19 protein-coding genes are annotated in these 18,086 nt (G+C 68.5%); 5 read left to right on the top strand and 14 right to left on the bottom strand.

Annotated elements, in window-relative coordinates; all coding sequences use genetic code 11:
• Window positions 1–30: 30 nt before the first annotated feature.
• The 6 genes from KYC_RS18725 to KYC_RS18750 form a co-directional block, all read right to left on the bottom strand.
• Complete coding sequence (locus KYC_RS18725; RefSeq protein WP_008165231.1) at window positions 31–771, bottom strand: lysophospholipid acyltransferase family protein; 741 nt, start codon at window positions 769–771, stop codon at window positions 31–33.
• Window positions 768–2,057, bottom strand: a complete 1,290-nt coding sequence (locus KYC_RS18730) for a dihydroorotase (RefSeq protein WP_008165232.1) — start codon at window positions 2,055–2,057, stop codon at window positions 768–770. Before KYC_RS18730 ends, KYC_RS18725 begins: the two co-directional genes overlap by 4 nt.
• A complete protein-coding gene (locus KYC_RS18735; protein WP_008165233.1) occupies window positions 2,054–2,968 on the bottom strand; it encodes an aspartate carbamoyltransferase in 915 nt (304 codons plus the stop codon). The genes KYC_RS18730 and KYC_RS18735 overlap by 4 nt, the downstream gene beginning before the upstream one ends.
• 21 nt (window positions 2,969–2,989) lie before the next feature.
• Complete coding sequence (ruvX, locus tag KYC_RS18740; RefSeq protein WP_008165234.1) at window positions 2,990–3,391, bottom strand: Holliday junction resolvase RuvX; 402 nt, start codon at window positions 3,389–3,391, stop codon at window positions 2,990–2,992.
• Window positions 3,384–3,971: a YqgE/AlgH family protein gene (locus KYC_RS18745; RefSeq protein WP_008165235.1), complete on the bottom strand. Its 588-nt coding sequence runs from the start codon at window positions 3,969–3,971 to the stop codon at window positions 3,384–3,386. Before KYC_RS18745 ends, ruvX begins: the two co-directional genes overlap by 8 nt.
• A 146-nt stretch (window positions 3,972–4,117) precedes the next feature.
• Window positions 4,118–4,282 carry a rubredoxin gene (locus KYC_RS18750; RefSeq protein WP_003814980.1) on the bottom strand — a complete coding sequence of 55 codons (165 nt, stop codon included), beginning with the start codon at window positions 4,280–4,282 and terminating at the stop codon, window positions 4,118–4,120.
• A 157-nt stretch (window positions 4,283–4,439) separates the two neighbouring features.
• Here KYC_RS18750 and KYC_RS18755 point away from each other — a divergent pair, with 157 nt between their 5' ends.
• From KYC_RS18755 to hemL, 3 genes are read left to right on the top strand one after another with little or no spacing between them, the layout of a single operon-like run.
• Window positions 4,440–5,249: a hydroxymethylpyrimidine/phosphomethylpyrimidine kinase gene (locus KYC_RS18755; protein WP_085945487.1), complete on the top strand. Its 810-nt coding sequence runs from the start codon at window positions 4,440–4,442 to the stop codon at window positions 5,247–5,249.
• Window positions 5,246–5,911, top strand: coding sequence for a thiamine phosphate synthase (gene thiE / locus KYC_RS18760; RefSeq protein ID WP_008165263.1), 666 nt, complete (start codon window positions 5,246–5,248; stop codon window positions 5,909–5,911). Before KYC_RS18755 ends, thiE begins: the two co-directional genes overlap by 4 nt.
• 5 nt (window positions 5,912–5,916) lie before the next feature.
• Window positions 5,917–7,194 (top strand): glutamate-1-semialdehyde 2,1-aminomutase, encoded by a 1,278-nt coding sequence (hemL, locus tag KYC_RS18765; RefSeq protein WP_008165264.1) that lies wholly within the window; start codon window positions 5,917–5,919, stop codon window positions 7,192–7,194.
• 39 nt (window positions 7,195–7,233) lie between these two features.
• On the opposite strand, the gene KYC_RS18770 is transcribed toward hemL, so the two are convergent.
• The gene (locus tag KYC_RS18770; RefSeq protein WP_008165267.1) at window positions 7,234–7,956 is read right to left on the bottom strand and encodes a lytic transglycosylase domain-containing protein; all 723 of its coding nucleotides are present in this window, start codon (window positions 7,954–7,956) and stop codon (window positions 7,234–7,236) included.
• A gap of 304 nt (window positions 7,957–8,260) precedes the next feature.
• Between KYC_RS18770 and KYC_RS18775 the strand changes: the two genes are divergently transcribed.
• Window positions 8,261–10,051: a DUF342 domain-containing protein gene (locus tag KYC_RS18775; protein WP_008165269.1), complete on the top strand. Its 1,791-nt coding sequence runs from the start codon at window positions 8,261–8,263 to the stop codon at window positions 10,049–10,051.
• A gap of 167 nt (window positions 10,052–10,218) precedes the next feature.
• On the opposite strand, the gene KYC_RS18780 is transcribed toward KYC_RS18775, so the two are convergent.
• The 6 genes from KYC_RS18780 to KYC_RS18805 are packed head-to-tail and all read right to left on the bottom strand — an operon-like array spanning window position 10,219 to window position 15,993.
• On the bottom strand, window positions 10,219–11,037 hold the full coding sequence (locus KYC_RS18780) for an SDR family oxidoreductase (protein ID WP_008165270.1): 819 nt from the start codon (window positions 11,035–11,037) through the stop codon (window positions 10,219–10,221).
• Window positions 11,038–11,050: 13 nt separating this feature from the next.
• Window positions 11,051–11,662, bottom strand: coding sequence for a cysteine hydrolase family protein (locus KYC_RS18785; RefSeq protein ID WP_008165273.1), 612 nt, complete (start codon window positions 11,660–11,662; stop codon window positions 11,051–11,053).
• Window positions 11,659–12,192: an aromatic-ring-hydroxylating dioxygenase subunit beta gene (locus tag KYC_RS18790; RefSeq protein ID WP_008165276.1), complete on the bottom strand. Its 534-nt coding sequence runs from the start codon at window positions 12,190–12,192 to the stop codon at window positions 11,659–11,661. Before KYC_RS18790 ends, KYC_RS18785 begins: the two co-directional genes overlap by 4 nt.
• Window positions 12,183–13,529, bottom strand: coding sequence for an aromatic ring-hydroxylating dioxygenase subunit alpha (locus KYC_RS18795; protein WP_008165279.1), 1,347 nt, complete (start codon window positions 13,527–13,529; stop codon window positions 12,183–12,185). Before KYC_RS18795 ends, KYC_RS18790 begins: the two co-directional genes overlap by 10 nt.
• Before the next feature lie 8 nt (window positions 13,530–13,537).
• A complete protein-coding gene (locus KYC_RS18800; RefSeq protein ID WP_008165280.1) occupies window positions 13,538–14,782 on the bottom strand; it encodes a dienelactone hydrolase family protein in 1,245 nt (414 codons plus the stop codon).
• A gap of 32 nt (window positions 14,783–14,814) precedes the next feature.
• Window positions 14,815–15,993: an ABC transporter substrate-binding protein gene (locus tag KYC_RS18805; RefSeq protein ID WP_008165282.1), complete on the bottom strand. Its 1,179-nt coding sequence runs from the start codon at window positions 15,991–15,993 to the stop codon at window positions 14,815–14,817.
• 281 nt (window positions 15,994–16,274) lie between these two features.
• Between KYC_RS18805 and KYC_RS18810 the strand changes: the two genes are divergently transcribed.
• Entirely contained in the window at window positions 16,275–17,255 is a 981-nt protein-coding gene (locus tag KYC_RS18810; RefSeq protein WP_008165284.1) for an AraC family transcriptional regulator, read from the top strand.
• Between the two features lie 422 nt (window positions 17,256–17,677).
• Here the strand turns inward: KYC_RS18810 and KYC_RS18815 are convergent, their stop codons facing one another.
• Window positions 17,678–18,085: a RidA family protein gene (locus KYC_RS18815; RefSeq protein ID WP_008165286.1), complete on the bottom strand. Its 408-nt coding sequence runs from the start codon at window positions 18,083–18,085 to the stop codon at window positions 17,678–17,680.
• Window position 18,086 lies beyond the last annotated feature (1 nt).

An 18,086-nucleotide genomic window follows, 5' to 3' on the forward strand; every position in this document is an offset into this window, starting at 1 on the left:
GCCGGACAGGCGGCGCGGCCGCCTGCGGGTTCAAAGCGCGCTGAGAATGGCGTCGCGGGCCTGATGCGAGAGCTCCAGCCGCGTCGGCAGGCTCCCGTCGGGATGCCGCGCGGCCAGCGGCGGCAAGAACACCACCTCGACGGCCAGCCCCGTCACGCCCAGCACGCGCCACAGGTTCGCCACCAGCGATTCTTCGCCCACGAAGGCCGCGTAGCCGCTGCGCTGGCCGTGCTGCAGGAAGCGCAAGGCGACGGGCTGGATCTCGACCGCGGCCGAGCGGGCCGGTTCGAACAGGCTTGCGTGGAAAGGCAGCAGTTCAAAGCCTTCGGTCGTCGTGCCCTCCGGGAACAGGCCGACCGCGTCGCCCTGCTTGAAGCGGGCTTGCATCGACTCGCCCATCGCGTGGACGGCATGACGCTGGCCGCGTTCAATGAAGAGCGTGCCGGCGCCGGCGACCAGCCAGCCGATGACCGGCCAGGCGCGGATCTCGCTCTTGGCCACAAACGATGTGGCGCGCGCCGAATTCAGCACAAAGATGTCGATCCAGGAGACGTGGTTCGCCACCAGCAGCACCGCCCCCTCCAGGCGCGGCTCGCCCTTGAAGATGACCTTCAGGCCACAGGCGGCCATCAGCCAGCGCGACCAGCGGCGATTCAGCCGGGCGCGCGCCGCCGGGCGCATCAGGGGATAGGCCAGCCCCACGCAAAGCAGGCCAAAGAGGATCAGGGGCAGGACAAGGCTCAGGCGTAGGACAAAGCGCAGCAGCTTCAAACTGGAGTCTCCCAGACCGGTTGGCCACCGACCACGGTGGCTCGCACACGACCGGGCAGCATCATACCCGCGAAAGGTGTCTGGGAACTTCGGCTCTGCAACACGGCCGGCATCGCCATCCACTCGTCGTCCAGGTCGGCCAGGCACAGGTCCGCGGGCGCGCCCACGCCCAGGTGCCCGCCGGGCTCGACGTGCGGCGCGATGGCCCTGAGCACGGCGGCCGGGCCCGACGTCACGCGCGCCAGCGCGTCGTTCAGAGGCCGGCGGCTGTCGCGCGCCCACTTCAGGGTCAGGGACAGCAGCAGTTCCAGCCCCGTGGCGCCGGGCGCGCAGGCCGCGAAGGGCTGGGACTTTCCGCGCCCGTCGACCGGCGTGTGATCGGAGCACAGCGCATCGACCACGCCGTCCGCCAGCGCCGCCTGGATCGCGTCGCGGTCGCGCTGGCCGCGCAGCGGCGGATCCAGCCGGTAGTTCGTGTCGAAGAAACCGATATCCACGTCAGTCAGGTGCAGGCTGTTGGCGGACACGTCCGCGGTGACCGGCAACCCTTCACGCCTGGCTGCGCGCAGCAGGTCCAGCCCCGCGGCCGTCGACAGCCGCGTCAGGTGCACGCGGGCTCCGGTGGCCCGCTGCAGTTCGAAGATCGTGTGCAGCGCCACGGTCTCGGCTTGCGCCGGCAGGCCTTCCAGCCCCAGCCGTTCCGCGTAGGCGCCGCTGGCGGCCGACGCGCCGCGCGCCAGCCATGGGTCTTGCGGACGCAGCCACAGCGCGTGGCCCAGTCCGGCGGCATAGCGCAACGCGCCCCACAACACGCGGGTGTCGGCGATGCCGGCTTCGCCCAGCGCAAAGGCGAGGCAGCCCGCCCGCGCCAGCAAGGCCATTTCCGTCAGGGTTTCGCCGGCCAGCGCCACCGTCATCGCGCCCAGCGGATGGACCGCGCACTGCCCCGCCTGGGCGTGGCGCATCAACGCTTCCACTTTGGTCGGCTCATCGGGCGGCGCGTCCGGGTCCGGCGGCAGCACCAGCTGCGTCACGCCGCCGGCCAGCGCGGCGCGCAGTTCGGATGCCGCAAAACCCGCCCCGCCGGCTTGCGCAACGCGCGCCGACAGGTCAATCAGGCCCGGCAGCACCGCCAGTCCGCGGGCATCGAGCCGACGGTCGGCCTGGAAGCCATCGGGCGCGGCCCCCACCGCCACGACGCGGCCCTGCGCGATGTAGAGATCGTGCTGGCCGTCCACGCCGTGCGCAGGATCAATCAGCCGGCCGTTGGCGATATGCAGCCTCATGAAGGGTCTCCGGCAAGCAGCCGCAGTGCGGCCACGCGCAAGTGATGTTCAAGGTCGGCCAGGCGCGTTTCGACGGGTTCGAGCGCGGCCGCAATGTCGCCGTCCACCTCGACGCCGGGCGCAAGCCGCGCGGCGGGCAACAGCAGGACATCGGGCCGGGCTTGCGCAAGCGCGGCGGGCGTGATGCCGTGCGTGCAGGCGTATTCCCGCGCGGACGGCAGTTGCGCACCGCTGATGCCTTCGACGTCCAGCCGCAGAACAATGACGACGTCCGCGTCCCGCAGGCTCTCGTCTAGCGTGGCGCAGGCGCGCACGCCAAGTTGCGGCAGGCCTTCGGGCAACAGCGTGCGCGGCGCCGCCACGCGCACCTCGGGCACGCCCAGCGTGGTCAGCACGTGGATGACGGAACGCGCCAGCCGCGAATGGAGGATGTCGCCCACCAGAGTCACGACCAGGCTGGTGAGGTCTGGCTTGGTTTCGATGATCGCCTGCACCAGCGCCAGGGCGGGCAAGGGGTCGGCATGCCGGCCATCGCCGGCGTTGAGCACGCGCAGGCCCGGAGCGGCGTGAGCGGCAGCGCAATGCGCCGCGCCGCTCTGTCCGTGGCGCAGCACCAGCACGCCGGGCGCCAGGGCGCCGACGGTCTCGGCAAGCGCGTCGCCAGCCCCGCTCTCAAGCGGCACCGGCAGCATCGACAGGCCGGTCGCGGCCGCCGCAAAGGCATCGCGGTCCGCGGTGTCGGTGTCGGTGTCGGGCAGGCAGAGGAACACGGGCAGCTCAGGCGATGGATGCGGTTGCGCGGCGCCGGCGCGCGCCGATTCCAGCAGATGTTCGACGACGCGCCGCGGCAGGCCTTCCGTGGTGAGCAGATGCGTGAGTTCGCCGCGGCGGCCGAGTTGCGGATTGAGCATGGGCAGAACAGGCCGCGGCCGTCAGGACGCGGGCAAGGTATCCAGATAGCGTTGCAGGATGACGGCCGCGGCCATCGCGTCGTCCGCGGCATGGGTGCCAAGCAGGCGCTGGGCCTCCATGCTGGAGCCGCGTTCGTCCACCAGCTCCACCGCGACGCCGAAGCGGCCATGCAATTGGTTGGCGAAACGGCGGCAGCGGGCGGTGGCGGGCTGTTCGCCGCCGTCGGCGTCCAGCGCCAGGCCCACGACCACGCGGTGCGGCTGCCATTCCTGCAGCAGCGCCGCGATGCGGCCGAAGCGCGCGTCGCGCACTTCGCTGAAGATGATTTCCAGGGGCCGCGCCTGGCGGGTCAGCGTATTGCCGATGGCGATGCCGATCTTCTTCTCGCCGAAGTCGAAGGCAAGCAGTGTTTCCTCAGGCATGGCCCGCGTCGCCGGCCAGCATGACAGGATCTATGCCCAGCAGCTTCAGGGCCGCGGGGTAGCGCTCTTCGGGGGGCACGTCGAAAATGATGTGGTCGTCGGCGCCGACGCTGAGCCAGGCGTTCTGCCCCATCTCGCTTTCAAGCTGGCCGGCGCCCCAGCCGGCGTAGCCCAGCGTGACCAGCATGCGCGCAGGTCCGTTGCCGTCGGCCACGGCCTGCAGCACATCGCGCGAGGTGGTCAGCGCCATGTCGCCCAGCTTGATGCTGGAGCTGTAGTCGCCCGCGGGCGCATGCAGGACAAAGCCGCGGTCGGTCTGGACCGGGCCGCCGAAAAAAACGTAGGTGTCCTTGACCGGCCCGATTTCGAGCGACAGGTCGATGCGCTCGAAGAGCGTGCCCAGCGTCAGGTCGGTGGGCCGGTTGATGACCAGGCCCAGCGCGCCGCGTTCAGTGTGCTCGCACACATAGATGACGGAACCCGCCAGGCTTCCTTCCACCATGCCGGGCATGGCGATCAGGAATTGATTGGCGAAGTTGGCCGCCTGCGCGGTGGCGTCTTCGTGAAGTTTTTCCGTCATGGCAACCCCTTCATGGGTAGTCTGAGTGAACCGTTGGAGAGGCCGCGCAAATGCGGCCCATCATGCCTGACGGCAATCCGACGGTTGCGATGGATGGGGTAAGCCCCATCTTACGAGCCCTGGCGGAATAAGTCGGCGATACGGCTTCAGATTTCCATCAGTTCAAAGTCCTCTTTGCGGGCGCCGCATTCAGGACAGACCCAGTTCGGCGGCACATCTTCCCAGCGGGTGCCGGGAGCGATGCCTTCGTCGGGCAGGCCGGCCTCTTCGTCATAGACCCAGCCACAAATCAGACACATCCAAGTACGCATAGTTCTCTCTTACATCAATTCCCCACCGGGGTACCCGCGGCGGGGCAAAGGTGGGGGGCTTCCATTAGAATGGGGACAATCTTACCGAAACCCAATAGGGGTTCCCCTGATTCATGCCAAATGCGTCCCGGGCAACCCTAACTCCAAGCGCAGTCAAGTGGCCCCCGTTACTCCCCCTCTCGTTTTGGTCTTCGGTCCGCTCGATCCCTCGGGTTCGGACGGCCTGCCCGCGGACGCCGTGACCTGCGCCCGCCTGGGCTGTCATGGCCTGGCGGCCGTCACGGCGCTGACCGTGCAAGACACCGCCGGCATCGAAGAAATCCATCCCGTATCGCCCGACCTGCTGGACGACCAGGCGCGCTGCCTGCTCGAAGACATGTCCGTGCAGGCCATCAAGGTGGGCGGACTATACACCGCGGAAACTGCAAGTGTCGCAGCGCAGGTCGCCGCCGACTACAGCCAGGTGCCGCTGGTGCTGCACCTGGGACAGCGCGCCCAGCTGCCGGCCGACGCCGCCGACGAGGACGAAGCCGACGATCTGCTGGCCGCCACGCTGGAACTGGTGCTGCCGCAGACGGATTTGCTGGTCATCGAGCACCTGCGCCTGGCGCAGTGGCACGCCGACGGCGACATCAATATCGGGGACGCACCTACGCCCATGCACGCCCTGGCGGCGGCGGGCGCCGAATGGGTCCTGGTGCTGGGCAGCCCCCAGCGCCCCGGCCATTTCGCCAACGTGCTGCTGGGCCCCGGCGGCCAGACCCACACCTGGCCCTGGCAGGCGCCCCCGGACCGCAACGGCGACGCCGGCGGCCTGGCCGCCACCGCCATCACGGCCATGCTGGCGCGCGGGCTGGAAATGCCTGAAGCCGTGCGGCAAGGCCTGGCTCACGCCGACGCCTCCGTGGCCGCCAGCTTCCTGCCGGGCATGGGCCGGCGCATTCCCAACCGGATCCTGCCCCAATGAAGTCCCTGCGTTTTCCCGCCGGCCTGTACGGCGTCACCCCCGAATGGGACGATACCGACCGCCTGCTGCAGGCGGTGCGCGATGCCGCCGCGGGCGGCATGCGCGCGCTGCAACTGCGCCGCAAAGATGTGCCCGACGCCGTGCGCGCCGCGCAGGCCCGCGCGCTGGCGCCGCTGTGCCGCGAACTGGGCGTGGTCTTCCTGATCAATGACGACTGGCGCCTGGCGCTGGACGTGGGGGCCGACGGCGCCCACGTCGGCCGCGACGACGACAGCCTGGCCCGCATTCGCAGCGAAGCCGGCCCGGACCTGATCCTGGGCGGCTCCAGCTACGACGACCTGAACCGGGCGCGCGAACTGCTGGACGCGGGCGCCGACTACATCGCCTTCGGCGCCATGTTCCCGTCCACCGTCAAGCCCGACACCGTGCGCGCGCCGCTGTCCGTCCTGACCGAGGCCCGCCGGCTGGTGCAAGAGCGCGACGCGCCCCGCCCGGCCGTGGTCGCCATCGGCGGCATCACGCCCGACAACGCCCCCCTGGTGGCGCAGGCCGGCGCGGACTCCATCGCCGTCATCACCAGCCTGTTCGGGGCTCCCAGCGTCCGCGCCGCCGCCGCGGCCTGCGCCGCGCCCTATTCCGCCAACCCCAACCGCAAGTCTTGAACGCCATGTCCAGTAACGCTCAGCTTTTCGAACGCGCCTGCCGCAGCATCCCCGGCGGCGTGAACTCGCCCGTGCGCGCCTTCCGCTCCGTGGGCGGCACGCCGCGCTTCATCAAGCGCGCGCAGGGCCCCTACGTGTGGGACGCTGAAGACAAGCAATACATCGACTACGTGGGCTCCTGGGGCCCCGCCATCCTGGGCCACTCGCATCCCGAAGTCGTGCGCGCGGTGCAGGAAGCCGCCGTCAACGGGCTGTCCTTCGGCGCCCCCACGGAAGCGGAAATCGAACTGGCCGAAGTGCTGATCTCGCGCCTGCCGTCGCTGGAACAGGTGCGCCTGGTCAGCTCTGGCACCGAAGCCACCATGACGGCCATCCGCCTGGCGCGCGGCGCCACCGGCCGCGCCAAGATCGTGAAGTTCGAAGGCTGCTACCACGGCCATTCCGACAGCCTGCTGGTCAAGGCCGGTTCGGGCCTGCTGACGTTCGGCAATCCCAGCTCGGCCGGCGTGCCGCCGGAATTCGTGTCGCACACGCTGACCCTGGAATACAACAACCTGGACGCAGTGCGCGAAGCCTTCGCCCAGCACGGCGCCGATATCGCCTGCATCATCGTGGAGCCGGTCGCCGGCAACATGAACCTGATCAAGCCGGCTCCGGGCTTTCTGGAAGGCCTGCGCGAGGTCTGCACGCAGCACGGCGCGCTGCTGATCTTCGACGAAGTCATGACCGGATTCCGCGTCGGTCCGCAGGGCGTCCAGGGCCTGACCGGCGTCAAGCCCGACATCACCACGCTGGCCAAGGTGATCGGCGGCGGCATGCCGGTGGGCGCCTTCGGCGGCAGCGCCGAGATCATGAAGCACATCGCGCCGCTGGGCGGCGTCTACCAGGCGGGCACGCTGTCCGGCAACCCGGTGGCCGTGGCCGCTGGCCTGGCCACGCTGCGCCTGATCGCGGCGCCGGGCTTCTACGACAAGCTGTCGGCCCAGACCGCCAAGCTGGCCCAAGGCCTGCAGGAGCGCGCCCGCAAGGCCGGCCTGCCGTTCTCTGCCGATTCGGTGGGCGGCATGTTCGGCATCTACTTCAGCGATTCGATCCCGGCCTCGTTCGCGCAGGTCTCGGCCTGCGACACGGCGGCGTTCAACCGCTTCTTCCACGCCATGCTGGACCACGGCGTGCATTTCGCGCCGTCCGCGTTTGAAGCGGGCTTTGTCTCGGCGACGCACGACGACGCAGTGATCCAGTCCACGCTGGACATCGCGGAAAAGGTCTTCGCGGCACTCTGACCGAAACGCCAAGAAAAAGCGGCCCGCGGGCCGCTTTTTTCATGGCGCCTTGTACTGCTCGTACAGGGCGGTCACGTTCTTCACGTAGGCCTGGGTTTCCGCGTAGGGCGGCACCGCGTCGTACTTGCGCACCGCGCCTTCGCCGGCGTTGTAGGCGGCCAGCGCCAGGTCCAGGCGGCCGGGATAGCGGTCGATCAGCCGGCGCAGGTGGCGCGAGCCGGCCTGCACATTCGTCGCCGGATCCACCAGCGCACGCTCCACGTCGTCCACCGACAGCAGCGGTGCGGCGGTGGCCGGCATGAGCTGCATCAGGCCCAGCGCGCCCTTGGGCGAACGGGCATCGCTGCGAAAGCCTGATTCGATCGCGATGATCGCCGTCAGCAGGGCCTGGTCCACGCCCGAATCCTGCGCGGCGCGCGCGATCAGGTTGTCATGCTTGGTGGTCGGCTTGATCGCCCCCCAGCGCAGCGCCGTAGCGGGGGCCGCCGCCACCAGCGACACCCGCCTGGCCCCTTCGCCGGCCTCGGGTTCACAGGTCAGGCAAAGCTTTCCGCCGCCGCGCACCGCGGTCCGCGCCTGCGCGCGCTTGTAGTATTTGCCGTAACCGTTGGGCACCTTCATCGTGCGCCAGACGCCGTACGGATCCTTGTAGCGGTAGTTCTCTGCGGCGTGGGCGGGCGCGGAGCTCGCCAGCGCCAGAGCGCCCGTCGCCAGGGCCGCCACCGCCGCCATCCCGCCGGCGCGCGCCAGAAGGGCGCGCATGGCCGAAAGAATGGGAGTGGGTGGTTGGGACATGGGACGGGGCTCCGGCGGCGTCCTGAGACGCGTTGGCGAGCCCCTATGCTGCTTGCGGCAATGCCGGTTTGTCTTTCCTGCCGATGCCCTAGTCCTGGACCGCGCGCCGGCTCCACAGGGGAAAATGGGGACATAATTACGGCATGCGGCCGATAAATTCACCGCTACCGGTTGGCAATTTCGTACTCTGCTTAGAATATGACGTAATATTTCGTACAATTACTAAATGATTAAACCTGGCCGCCGCGTGCCGGGCAGGAGAGAGGGTGAAATGGGCGCAGAAAACATGCTCCAGCTGCTGCTGGACGCCGAAACCAACGTCCTGACGGCGGTCTATACGCCGCCGCCCCGGCCCGCGCCCACCGGCGCTGCGCCGGACGACGCCGCCAGCGCCCCGGGGGCGCCAGCCCTGTCGGTCTCTGCGGACGAGGCCCAGGCAAACGAAAACGCGGCCGACGTCGCCGTCGCCGTCGCCGTCGACACCGCTGAATCCGAAAATGCCGATGCGCCGGTGGTCAACACCGACCTGCCGAACTGGGACACGCTGGTCGCCGCGGCCGGCGCGCAGGGCTGGGCCGCAGAGGCCCTGGACAGCCACGCCATCCTGGCCTTCATTGATCTCTGCCGCAACGCCGCCGAGCCCGTGCAGTGCCCTGTCGGCAAGGTGGTGGACGGCAGCTTCGACATCGAACTGAACGCGACCCGCATGGCCGCGACGCTGACGCTGCAGCCGCCCAAGGGCGGCAAGCCGGTCGCGCTGGAGGCGGTGCGCCAGGCCCTGACCGACCAGGGCATCGTTTTTGGCGTGCTGGACCAGGCGCTGGCCGAAGCCGTCGCGCTGGGACGGGCAGAGACCATCCTGGCCGCCCAAGGCACCCCGCCCACGCGCGGCACCCCCACCCGCTTTGAAAGCCTGCTGGACCGCCTGAAGCCGCGCGCCGAGGATATCGACGAACTCGCCCAGGTGGACTACCGCGACCTCGGCAGCCTGCTCCTGGTGTCTCCCGGCACGCCGCTCATGCGCCGGATTCCGCCGCTGCCCGGCGTGGACGGCACCAATGTGCTGGGCGAGGCCGTGCTGCCCGACGAACTGCCCGACACGCCCTTCTCGAAGGAGCTGTCCGGCGTCGCCGTCGACCCCGAGGATCCCCTGCTGCTGCGCGCGGCCATCGCCGGCACGCCCATGCTGATCACGCACGGCGTGCAGGTGAACCCGATGGTGGAGGTGGACGCGGTCAACCTGTCCACCGGCAACATCACATTCGAAGGCTCGCTGCAGGTGCGCGGCGACATCAGCGCCACCATGGAAGTGCGCGTGACGGGCGACGTGGTCGTGAACGGCACCATCGAGGCCGCGCTGGTGGAAGCCGGCGGCAGCGTCACCGTCAGGGGCGGCATCATCGGCATGGCCGAAACCCTGCACGATGCCAGCGCCGCCGCCCGGACCGCCCACATCGTCTGTGGCGGCGCGCTGCGCGCGAAGTTCATCGAGAACGCCGTCATCAGCGCGGGCCAGGACATCGACGTCGAGCGCGAAATCCGCCAGAGCAGCATTGCCGCCGGCGGCAGCGTGAACGTCGGTCCCCCGAACACCCAGCAAAGCGCCATCACGGGCGGCGAAACCCGCGCCCTGCTTGCCGTTCGCGCCGGCACCATCGGTTCGCCCTCCGGCATTCCGACGCGGGTGCAGGCCGGCCTGGATCCGCACGCCGACATCAAGCGCACCGCCCTGACCCGCAAGCGCCTGAAGATGAACGAGGAAAAGGCCAAGCTGGAACAGCTGCTGATGTTCCTGCAGGCCAATCCGCAGCGGGCCAGCGGCGACGTGGTCGAGCGCGCGCGCAACACGCATGCCAAGCTCATCGGCGACCTGGCCGAACTGGAATCCGAAGAGGCCCAGCTCGCGCGCGACCTGCTGCCCCAGCAGAACGCCACCATCGCCGCCACCCGGCGCTTCTGCAGCGGCGCGACGATCCAGCTCGGCAACAAGATGCAGGAGTTCCTGGAAGACCAGGTGGGCGGCAAGGCTGGTCTGGAAGAAGGCGAAATCGTCATCCGCTAGCGAAGACGGCGCGCGGGCGGTCGCAGGTGTCTGACACCAAGGGCGCGCCAGCCCAGGCATGAAGCGCATCCCACGCGGGTGTCAGACACCGGTTCCATCCACACCGGGCTCCGCAAACATGCAGACACCGGTTCGAGCTACTCCGGCCTTCCGCAATCATGCCGGCATCAGGCCCCGTCGCCCGGCGCCAATTCCTTGAACCAGACTCGCGGAGAAATCCCGCGGTCGGGCCCCAGGACGGAAAATCCGCCGTCCACCGGGATATCCACACCCGTCATCCAAGACGCCGCGTCGGAGCAGGCAAAACAGACCGCCGCGGCGATTTCCTCGCCCGATCCGACCCGGCCCAGCGGATGGAAATGCGCGCCGACCGCGTCGGCGGCCTGGCGTGAACCGCCCGACAGTTGCTCGACCGACGGCGACCAGGTCCATGCCGGCGACACCGCCAGCACCCGTATCCCCGCCGGCGCCAGCTCCACGGCGAAGTTCTTGGTGATCTGCAGCAGCGCCGCCTTGGACGCCGGGTACAGCGCCCGGCCGGCCGCGCCGAACTTGCCGCCCGTGCTGCCCATGTTCACCACCACCCCGCCGCGCGGCAGGTGCGGCGCCGCCAGCTGCGTGAAGATCGCGGCCGACACCAGGTTCGTGTCCAGCGTGCGGTGCCATTCTTCGCGCGTCGACGCCAGGCCGCGGTCCGCGTACTGGCAGGCGTTGTTGACCAGGATATCGAGCCGGCCGAAGCGCGCCAGCGCGGCGTCGATGGCCGCCTGGATCTGGCTGTCCTGGCCGATATCGGTTTCGCAATACAGCGCGCGGCCGCCCAGCGCCTGCTCCAGGGCCAGCCCGGCCGCGGCATTGCGGCCGATCAGCACCACATTGGCGCCGGCCGCGGCGAATCCCCGCGCGATGTCCGCGCCCAGTCCCTGGGTGCTGCCGGTGACAACGGCGGTCTTGCCCGCCAGGCCCGGAAAACCTGTGAAATCCATGAATGCTCCTTGATCAGTCCGGCGCGGCAGCCCAGCGCATGGCCTGCGCCACCGAACCCGTCTGGGCGATCAGCCGCATGCTGGCCAGCGACGCCTCGTGCACCGCGGGCTCGGCGGACGCGCAGGCGTCCTGCGCCACCATGACCGAAAAGCCGATGTCGGCGGCGTGGCGGACAGTGCCTTCCACCACCGAATGCGTGGCCACGCCCGCCACCACCAGCCGCCGTGCGCCCAGCAGCCGCAGGGTTTCCTCCAGCGGCGTGCCGTAGAAGGCGCTGATGCGCGTGTGCTTGACGACGAATTCGCGTGCGCTGCCCGGCAGCGGCTGCAGCCCGTCGTAGAACGCGCTGCCCCACTGCCCTTCCGGCACCGCGCCTATCGTGGCCACGTTGCGGAAGATGGCGCAATTGGGCAGCAGGTCCGCGTAGTCGGGGCGGAATGCGATGCGCACATGCACGATGGGCAGCGCCTGGGCGCGGGCGCCTTCGAGCAGGGCGGCGGCATTGTCCAGCAGGCGCTGGCGCGCGCCGCTGTCGGCGTCCAGCCCGACACGGATCTTGCCGTCCGGATGCAGCACATCGTTCTGATAGTGCAGCGCCAGCACCGCGACGTCCGCGTGTTTCACACGAACACCTCGAAGGCGTCGTGCACGTCGTCGCAATTGACCAGATCCACCCGCTTCATGCGGATGCGCCAGCCGTCGCCCTCGGCGGCCAGCTTGTGGGTGTAGCGCCCCGCCAGCTGGCGCGGCTGGCGCTTGCGCCATTCGGTCATCTGGAAAACGGAATGCACCACCAGATTGCCGCCCGCGTCCACGCCTTCGACCTGGACGCCGCCCACCAGCCGCACGCTGTGCGTCGGCGGCTGCTGCGACCAGTTGCGCGGATGTTCCAGGCGCCGGATGCGCACGTCGCGCAGCATGCGGTCTTCCCAGAACAGCGAGATATGGTCGTAGGGGCTCTGCTGGCCCGGCTTGCGCGGCATCCAGTACATGCCGTCGTCGGTCCAGAGCGCCTGCCAGTCGTCGTAGCGCCGTTCGTCCAGCAGCCGCGCCTCGCGGTATAGGAACTGGGCGATGCGGTGGTAGGCATCCGCCGGCACGTCGGCCGGCGACAGATCGGCCGTGCCGACGTCGAAATCAAGATCTAGCAGCATGCGCCGTCTCCCTTGGCCGTCCTCTCCGTCGCGGCGGGACCGGCCTCCATATAGGCCTTCCACGCGCGGAACTGATTGCGCATGGGCAGTTCGCTGGTGCCGTTCACCGACACCATCCCCTCGGCGTCGCTGCGGTCGCTGCCGTGGTAGCGGTGCATGCTGACCCAGTCGCCGCCGCGCGTGGCGTTGCCTTCCTGGCAGCGGTTGTAGAGCTCGATATCGTCCGGCATGACGTTGGACGACGGCGAGTTGATGACGTTGGCGTACAGCATGGCGCGCTTGAACACGCCGTCCGGCGCGCCCTTGCAGCGGAAAGTCTGAATCTCGATCAGGGTCCGGTCAACCGCAACCGGACGGATCACCCGGAACTGCTGGAACACGGTATGAGGCGAACCGCTGCCGTAGATGACCGTGTTGTGGCGGTTCATGCCCAGGATCTCGCGCGCGCGGTCCTCGCCATAGGCGGTGGACAGCGACTCGAAATGCGCGCGCGACACGGGATCGCGTTCGGCGGCCCCGGGGTTGAAGATGCCTTCCATGTAGCCATGGCCGTTGTCGTACGCGCGCAGTTCCAGCTTTTCCCAGAATTCGTAGGGTTCGCCGTTGCCGTCCATGATGTGCAATTCAAGCGGCATCTCGCCCATTTCCTTGGCCTCGTCGCGCGCGGCGGCATAGGACGATTCATGGGTGACGCGGGCGTGCATGGTGTCGTGCAGGTTCTCGTAGAACACCTTCCAGTTCGAGCGCTGCATCACGCGGAAGATGCCGCCCGCCACCTCGACCTCGCCCACCGGCGAACGGTCGCAGAGGTTGTCGATGGACGAGCGCACGCCGCCCAGGAAGTCTTCCAGCGCCTGGCCGTCCGGGGACTGGCTGGCAAACACGAAGCCGCGGTAGCTGTCCACGCGCGGCAGGCGCCGCATGGAGAACGACGGGTCTGCGGGATCGTACGACGTGCCTTCCAGGCCTTGCTTGAGCGGCACGCCCAGGTGGCTGCCATCCAGCTTGAAGGTCCATGCATGGTAGGGGCAGCGGAAGAACTTGCCGACACAGCCCTCGCCGTCAGCCACCACCTTCGCACCCTTATGCGGGCAGCGGTTGTAGAGCACATGCACGCGGCCGTCGGCGGCGCGCACCATCAGCACGTCCTGGTCGCCCAGGCGGGTGGTGTGGTAGTCGCCCGTCTTGGGCACCTGGCTTTCGTGGCCCACGTAGATCCAGGCGCGTCCATAGATGCGCTGCATCTCCAGGTCGAAGATGGCCGGATCGGTGTACAGGTCCCGGTGCACGCTGTCTCCGCGCACCAGGGACCCAAGTTGCTCGTCGGTATAAGGCATGTCGTCTCCTACTTGTTCTCGCTGTCCTTCCAGCGCGCCATCAGCGTGTTGGAAGGCAGGGTCTCGTCCAGCAGCTTGGCCGCGGTTTCGCGGCCGGCGGCGGGCAGGCCCTTCGGGTCCAGCAGGCCCACCTGCACCAGCACGCTGGCCTGGTCCCAATAGATATGCTCGTGGTAGAGCTTGTCGCCGCGAAACTTCACGATGGCCACCAGCGGGATCTCCACGTACTTGCCCGTGGGCGCGACGCCGGGCAGCATCCAGTCGATCTCGGTCGTATGGGTGAAGCAGAACAGCAGCTCGTCGACGATCTGCGTGGCGCCCACGGTGCGCGACAGGGGCACGAGGCGCGTATCGGGGGGATTGCTGTTGACGAAATGGTGCTGGTAGAAGCGCGACAGTTCCTTGTGGCCCACCCCGCCCGTCATCGTCGGAATGTGGTTGACGTAGGGCTCGGCCACCATCGTCGCCATGGTCGCGGCCACGTCGCGCGTGCCGAATTCGTATTCGCAGTGCTTGTCCCACAGGTACGAATAGTCGAACTCCGGGCCAATGGCGCGCTGCAGCGCCGCCATGCTGCGCTGGTGCGCCATCAGCGCAGACGGCTTATCGTAGTGTTCGCCGCCGGTGCGCGCGAAGGCGTGGTCCATGTCCGGGTAGACGTACAGCTCGACCCCCGGCTTGCCGCCCAGCGCTTCCAGGATGCGCTGGCGCGCCTCGGGCGGACAGAAGCCGTCCTGCTCGGCGATGTGCAGCACCAGCCGCCCGCGCAGCCTGGATGCCTCTTCCAGGCTGTCCTCGATGCCCACGCCGTAGTAGCCCACCGCCACGTCCGCGTCCGTGCGGCAGGCCGCCAGATAGGCCAGCTTGCCGCCCAGGCAATAGCCCAGCACGCCCGCCCCGCCTTCCTGTTCCGGCAATTCGCGCAGCGCGGCCAGCGTCGACGCGATGTCCTTCACGCCCAGGTCCACGTCGAAGCCCTTGTACAGCTCAAAGGCGCGCGGCATGTCGGCGGGGCCGTCCGTGAGCTGGATGCCCGGCTGCTGGCGCCAGAACAGGTCCGGCGCCAGCACCACATACCCTTCCTCGGCCAGCAGCTGCGCCGCGCGGCGCATGAAATCATTGATGCCGAAAATCTCCTGGCACAGCACCAGGCCCGGGCCGCGGCCCGAGGCCGGCACCGCCAGGTAGGCGCCAAAGGACTTGCCATCGTGCGAGGCGATCGTCACCTCGCGCGTCGTAATGCTCTGAGTCATGCGTATCTCCTTTATTGCGGGAACCCGGCGCCCTACTTCATCTGGCAGGCGGCGGCGAACGGATCCTGGTACTGGGTCAGCACCGTTCCCGACAGCTTGTTGGCCAGCTTGCCGCCCGCGCCCGCCTCGATAACGCGCAGGTAGTAGTTCTGGACCGGATACTGGTTGCGGTTGAACTTGAAGTCGCCGCGCACGGACTTGAAATCCGCGCGCCGCAGCGCCGGACGCAAGGCGTCGGCGTCGAGCTTGCCGCCCGTCTGGCGCACCGCGCTGTCCAGCAGCATGGCGGCGTCATAGCCCTGCGACGCGTACAGCGTCGGGCTACGGTTGTAGGCCTTCTGGAAATCCGCGACAAACTTGCGGTTGGCGGGGTTGTCCAGGTCGGCCGCCCATTGCGACGTGTTGCGCAGGCCCTGGATGGGCGCGCCCACCGCGGCGATGGTGTCCTCGTCGCCCGAAAAGCCCGGCGCCAGCAGCGCGATGTCCTTGGACAGGCCCGCCCCGTTGAACTGCTTGATGAAGTTCACGCCCATGCCGCCCGGCAGGAAGAAAAACACCGCATCGGGCTTGCTGGCCCGCAGCCGCGTGATCTCGACGCCGTAATCCAGTTGGCCGAGCTGGGTGTAGATCTCTTCCGACAGCCCGCCCTTGTACAAGCGCTTGAAGCCGTTGAGCGATTCGCGTCCGCCCGGATAATCCGGCGCGATCAGCGCCACGCTCTTGAAACCCTGGTCCGCGGCGTACTTGCCCATCGCGGCCGGAATGTCCTCGTTCTGCCAGGCCACCGCGAAGAAATTCGGATTACAGCCTGCGCCGGCGTAGTTCTCCGGCCCCGTGTTGGTGCTGAGGTAGATCGTGCCGGACTGCAGGATGGCGGGCATCACCGGCAGCAACACATTGGAAAACACGATGCCCGTCATCACGTCCACGCGGTCGCGCTTGAGCAGGCGCTCCACGGCCTGACGGCCGGTGTCCGCCTTTTGCTGATCGTCGGCCACCACCACCTCGGCCGGCACCCCGCCCAGCTTGCCGCCCGTGTGCTGCAGCGCCAGATTGAAGCCGTCGCGGATCTCGTTGCCCAGCGCCGCGCCCGGCCCGGACAGCGTGGTGAGCAGGCCCACCTTGACCTTGTCCGCCGCCGACGCGCCCGCCGCGGCCGTCATGCAAACCAGCGCCGCCAGCGCGCGCCGGCTCCAGGAAATTCGATTCATGTGTCACCCCGTATTCGCCGCCAGCCGCGCTGGCGGAAAGCTGACAGAACCCGTCTGCCGTCGGTACACGCATGCCGCCGATCCAAGTCGCCCAGCTTACGCGCCGCGGCGTACTCCCTCCAATAGGCGCGTGCAGCGCCTGCAGGCAAGATTAGGCCCGCAGCCTTTCCGGCTCTATCCGAATACCGCCACGCTTATCCGGGATTCACTTAATTCCCAATGCGGCCCGTTTAAATTAGGCTGCCTGCAGATACGGGATCGGTCCCGTCCTGGAGGCATCCATGCACGGCTGGTCCCGACTCGAGCTGGCGCCCCTGCTCAACCGGCGCGTCTTCAGCTCCACGCAGCAGGATGAGACCCGCGCACGCGTGTCTGAAGCCCTGAAAGAGCATCGCCTGACCTGGAAAGGCGGCCGCGTGGACGCGGAATTGAACCGGGGCCGCTTCGGCTCGCTGACGGTCTGTACGCTGCGCTACGGCGCCGAAGTCCACATCGAACCCGACCGCCTCCAGGACTTCATGCTGGTCCAGGTCCCCCTGCGCGGCCGCGCCCGCATCGAATGCGGCGACGAAGGCGTCAACGCCGACCCCGACTGCGCCGCCGTCATCGCCCCCAACCGCCGCCTGCGCCTGCACTGGGAAGCCGGCTGCGAACAACTGCTGCTGAAAATCCCGCGCGGCAAGCTGGAAGCCATGGGCCAGCGCGCCTTCGGCCAGGCCGCCTCCCGCCCCCTGGACTTCAGCCCCGCGCTGCGCCTGGACACCCCCATCGGCGCGGCCTGGCGCAGCATGATGGCCAGCCTGATCCACCTGCTCCCCACCCTCGACGACGGCGCCCGCCGCCCGCCCGCCGCCTGGCTGGAGCACCTGGAAGACACCCTGGTCCTGCACCTGCTCTACAACCAGCCCAACACCTGGCAAACCCAGGCCGGCGACGCCGTCCCGCGCCGCCTGAGCATCGCCGAAACCTACATGCGCGAACGCCTGGGCGCCCCCCTGACCCTGAACGACATCGCCCGCCAAGCCGGCGCCAGCGCCAGCGCCCTGACGCGGCTGTTCCAGGAACACCGCAACACCACGCCCATGAACGCGCTGCGCGCCTTCAGGCTGGATGCGGCAAGGAACCGGCTGAAAACGGACATGGACGCCAGCGTCACGGAAGTTGCGCTAAGCGTGGGTTTCGGCCATCTGGGAAGGTTTTCGGAGTACTACCGCGAGCGCTTCGGGGAATTACCGCGAGAGACGCGGCGTTTAGGAGGGTGACGCCGTCGGCAAGAACCTCAAGAACACCGCCCGCCCCGCCAGCATTGAAACCCGAGAGGCCAAGCCTGGCGTGCCGGGGGCCTGGGGTGCGCGGGGCGTGTAGATGCGCCCGAGGGAATCTGAAGGAACCGCCGAAGGCGGTGACGAAGATGACAACGGGGCAGTCCGGAGCGAACGCTCCGGACCGCAATCGTAGCCCCGCGCGCCCCAGGCCCCCGGCGCGCCAGGCGTCTCAAGAACTCAAACACCGAGCACAAAAAAAGGCCGCAAACAAAAGCGCCCAACCCCCAAAGCAACATCGCTCCAGAAATCAGGCGCCTAGAAAACCAGCAAAGCATCGAAGGCCCGCCGCCCCGCCACCCAGTGCCGGCCAGACGGCGCAAGCGGCGAACCCTCGATACCCAGTCAAAACCCAAACACAATCACTGCGCCGGCACCACCGCCGTCACCTCGATCTCCACCTTGGCCCGATCCTCAACCAGATCCGCCACCTCCACCGCCGTCATCGCCGGAAAATGCCGACCGATCAACTCCCGGTAGTGCTTGCCGATGGCCGGATAAGCCGCCACGTATTCATTCTTGTCCGTCACGTACCAAGTCATCCGCACGATATGCTCGGGCTTCGCCCCGCCCTCGGCCAGGATCGCGACAATATTCGCCAGCGTCTGGCGGACCTGGTCGGCCAGGTCATCGGATTCGAACTGCTGCTGGCCGTTCCACCCCACCTGACCGCCCACGAACACAAGCTTGCTGCCCACCTGCATCTCGGTAAGCACACCATTCGAATAGCCCCGGGGCGCCATCCAATCCGGCGGTTGCAGAATCTTCATA

Origin of the sequence: Achromobacter arsenitoxydans SY8 (genome assembly GCF_000236785.1) — a bacterium.
Lineage (GTDB): Bacteria > Pseudomonadota > Gammaproteobacteria > Burkholderiales > Burkholderiaceae_B > Achromobacter > Achromobacter arsenitoxydans.

What these genes read in the sequence shown, in the direction of transcription:
- KYC_RS18730 (WP_008165232.1), bottom strand. Translation starts at nt 2,057, where the DNA reads ATGAGGCTGCATATCGCCAACGGCCGGCTGATTGATCCTGCGCACGGC.
- KYC_RS18735 (WP_008165233.1), bottom strand. Translation starts at nt 2,968, where the DNA reads ATGCTCAATCCGCAACTCGGCCGCCGCGGCGAACTCACGCATCTGCTC.
- ruvX (WP_008165234.1), bottom strand. Translation starts at nt 3,391, where the DNA reads ATGCCTGAGGAAACACTGCTTGCCTTCGACTTCGGCGAGAAGAAGATC.
- KYC_RS18745 (WP_008165235.1), bottom strand. Translation starts at nt 3,971, where the DNA reads ATGACGGAAAAACTTCACGAAGACGCCACCGCGCAGGCGGCCAACTTC.
- KYC_RS18750 (WP_003814980.1), bottom strand. Translation starts at nt 4,282, where the DNA reads ATGCGTACTTGGATGTGTCTGATTTGTGGCTGGGTCTATGACGAAGAG.
- thiE (WP_008165263.1), top strand. Translation starts at nt 5,246, where the DNA reads ATGAAGTCCCTGCGTTTTCCCGCCGGCCTGTACGGCGTCACCCCCGAA.
- hemL (WP_008165264.1), top strand. Translation starts at nt 5,917, where the DNA reads ATGTCCAGTAACGCTCAGCTTTTCGAACGCGCCTGCCGCAGCATCCCC.
- KYC_RS18770 (WP_008165267.1), bottom strand. Translation starts at nt 7,956, where the DNA reads ATGCGCGCCCTTCTGGCGCGCGCCGGCGGGATGGCGGCGGTGGCGGCC.
- KYC_RS18775 (WP_008165269.1), top strand. Translation starts at nt 8,261, where the DNA reads ATGGGCGCAGAAAACATGCTCCAGCTGCTGCTGGACGCCGAAACCAAC.
- KYC_RS18780 (WP_008165270.1), bottom strand. Translation starts at nt 11,037, where the DNA reads ATGGATTTCACAGGTTTTCCGGGCCTGGCGGGCAAGACCGCCGTTGTC.
- KYC_RS18790 (WP_008165276.1), bottom strand. Translation starts at nt 12,192, where the DNA reads ATGCTGCTAGATCTTGATTTCGACGTCGGCACGGCCGATCTGTCGCCG.
- KYC_RS18795 (WP_008165279.1), bottom strand. Translation starts at nt 13,529, where the DNA reads ATGCCTTATACCGACGAGCAACTTGGGTCCCTGGTGCGCGGAGACAGC.
- KYC_RS18800 (WP_008165280.1), bottom strand. Translation starts at nt 14,782, where the DNA reads ATGACTCAGAGCATTACGACGCGCGAGGTGACGATCGCCTCGCACGAT.
- KYC_RS18805 (WP_008165282.1), bottom strand. Translation starts at nt 15,993, where the DNA reads ATGAATCGAATTTCCTGGAGCCGGCGCGCGCTGGCGGCGCTGGTTTGC.
- KYC_RS18810 (WP_008165284.1), top strand. Translation starts at nt 16,275, where the DNA reads ATGCACGGCTGGTCCCGACTCGAGCTGGCGCCCCTGCTCAACCGGCGC.
- KYC_RS18815 (WP_008165286.1), bottom strand. Translation starts at nt 18,085, where the DNA reads ATGAAGATTCTGCAACCGCCGGATTGGATGGCGCCCCGGGGCTATTCG.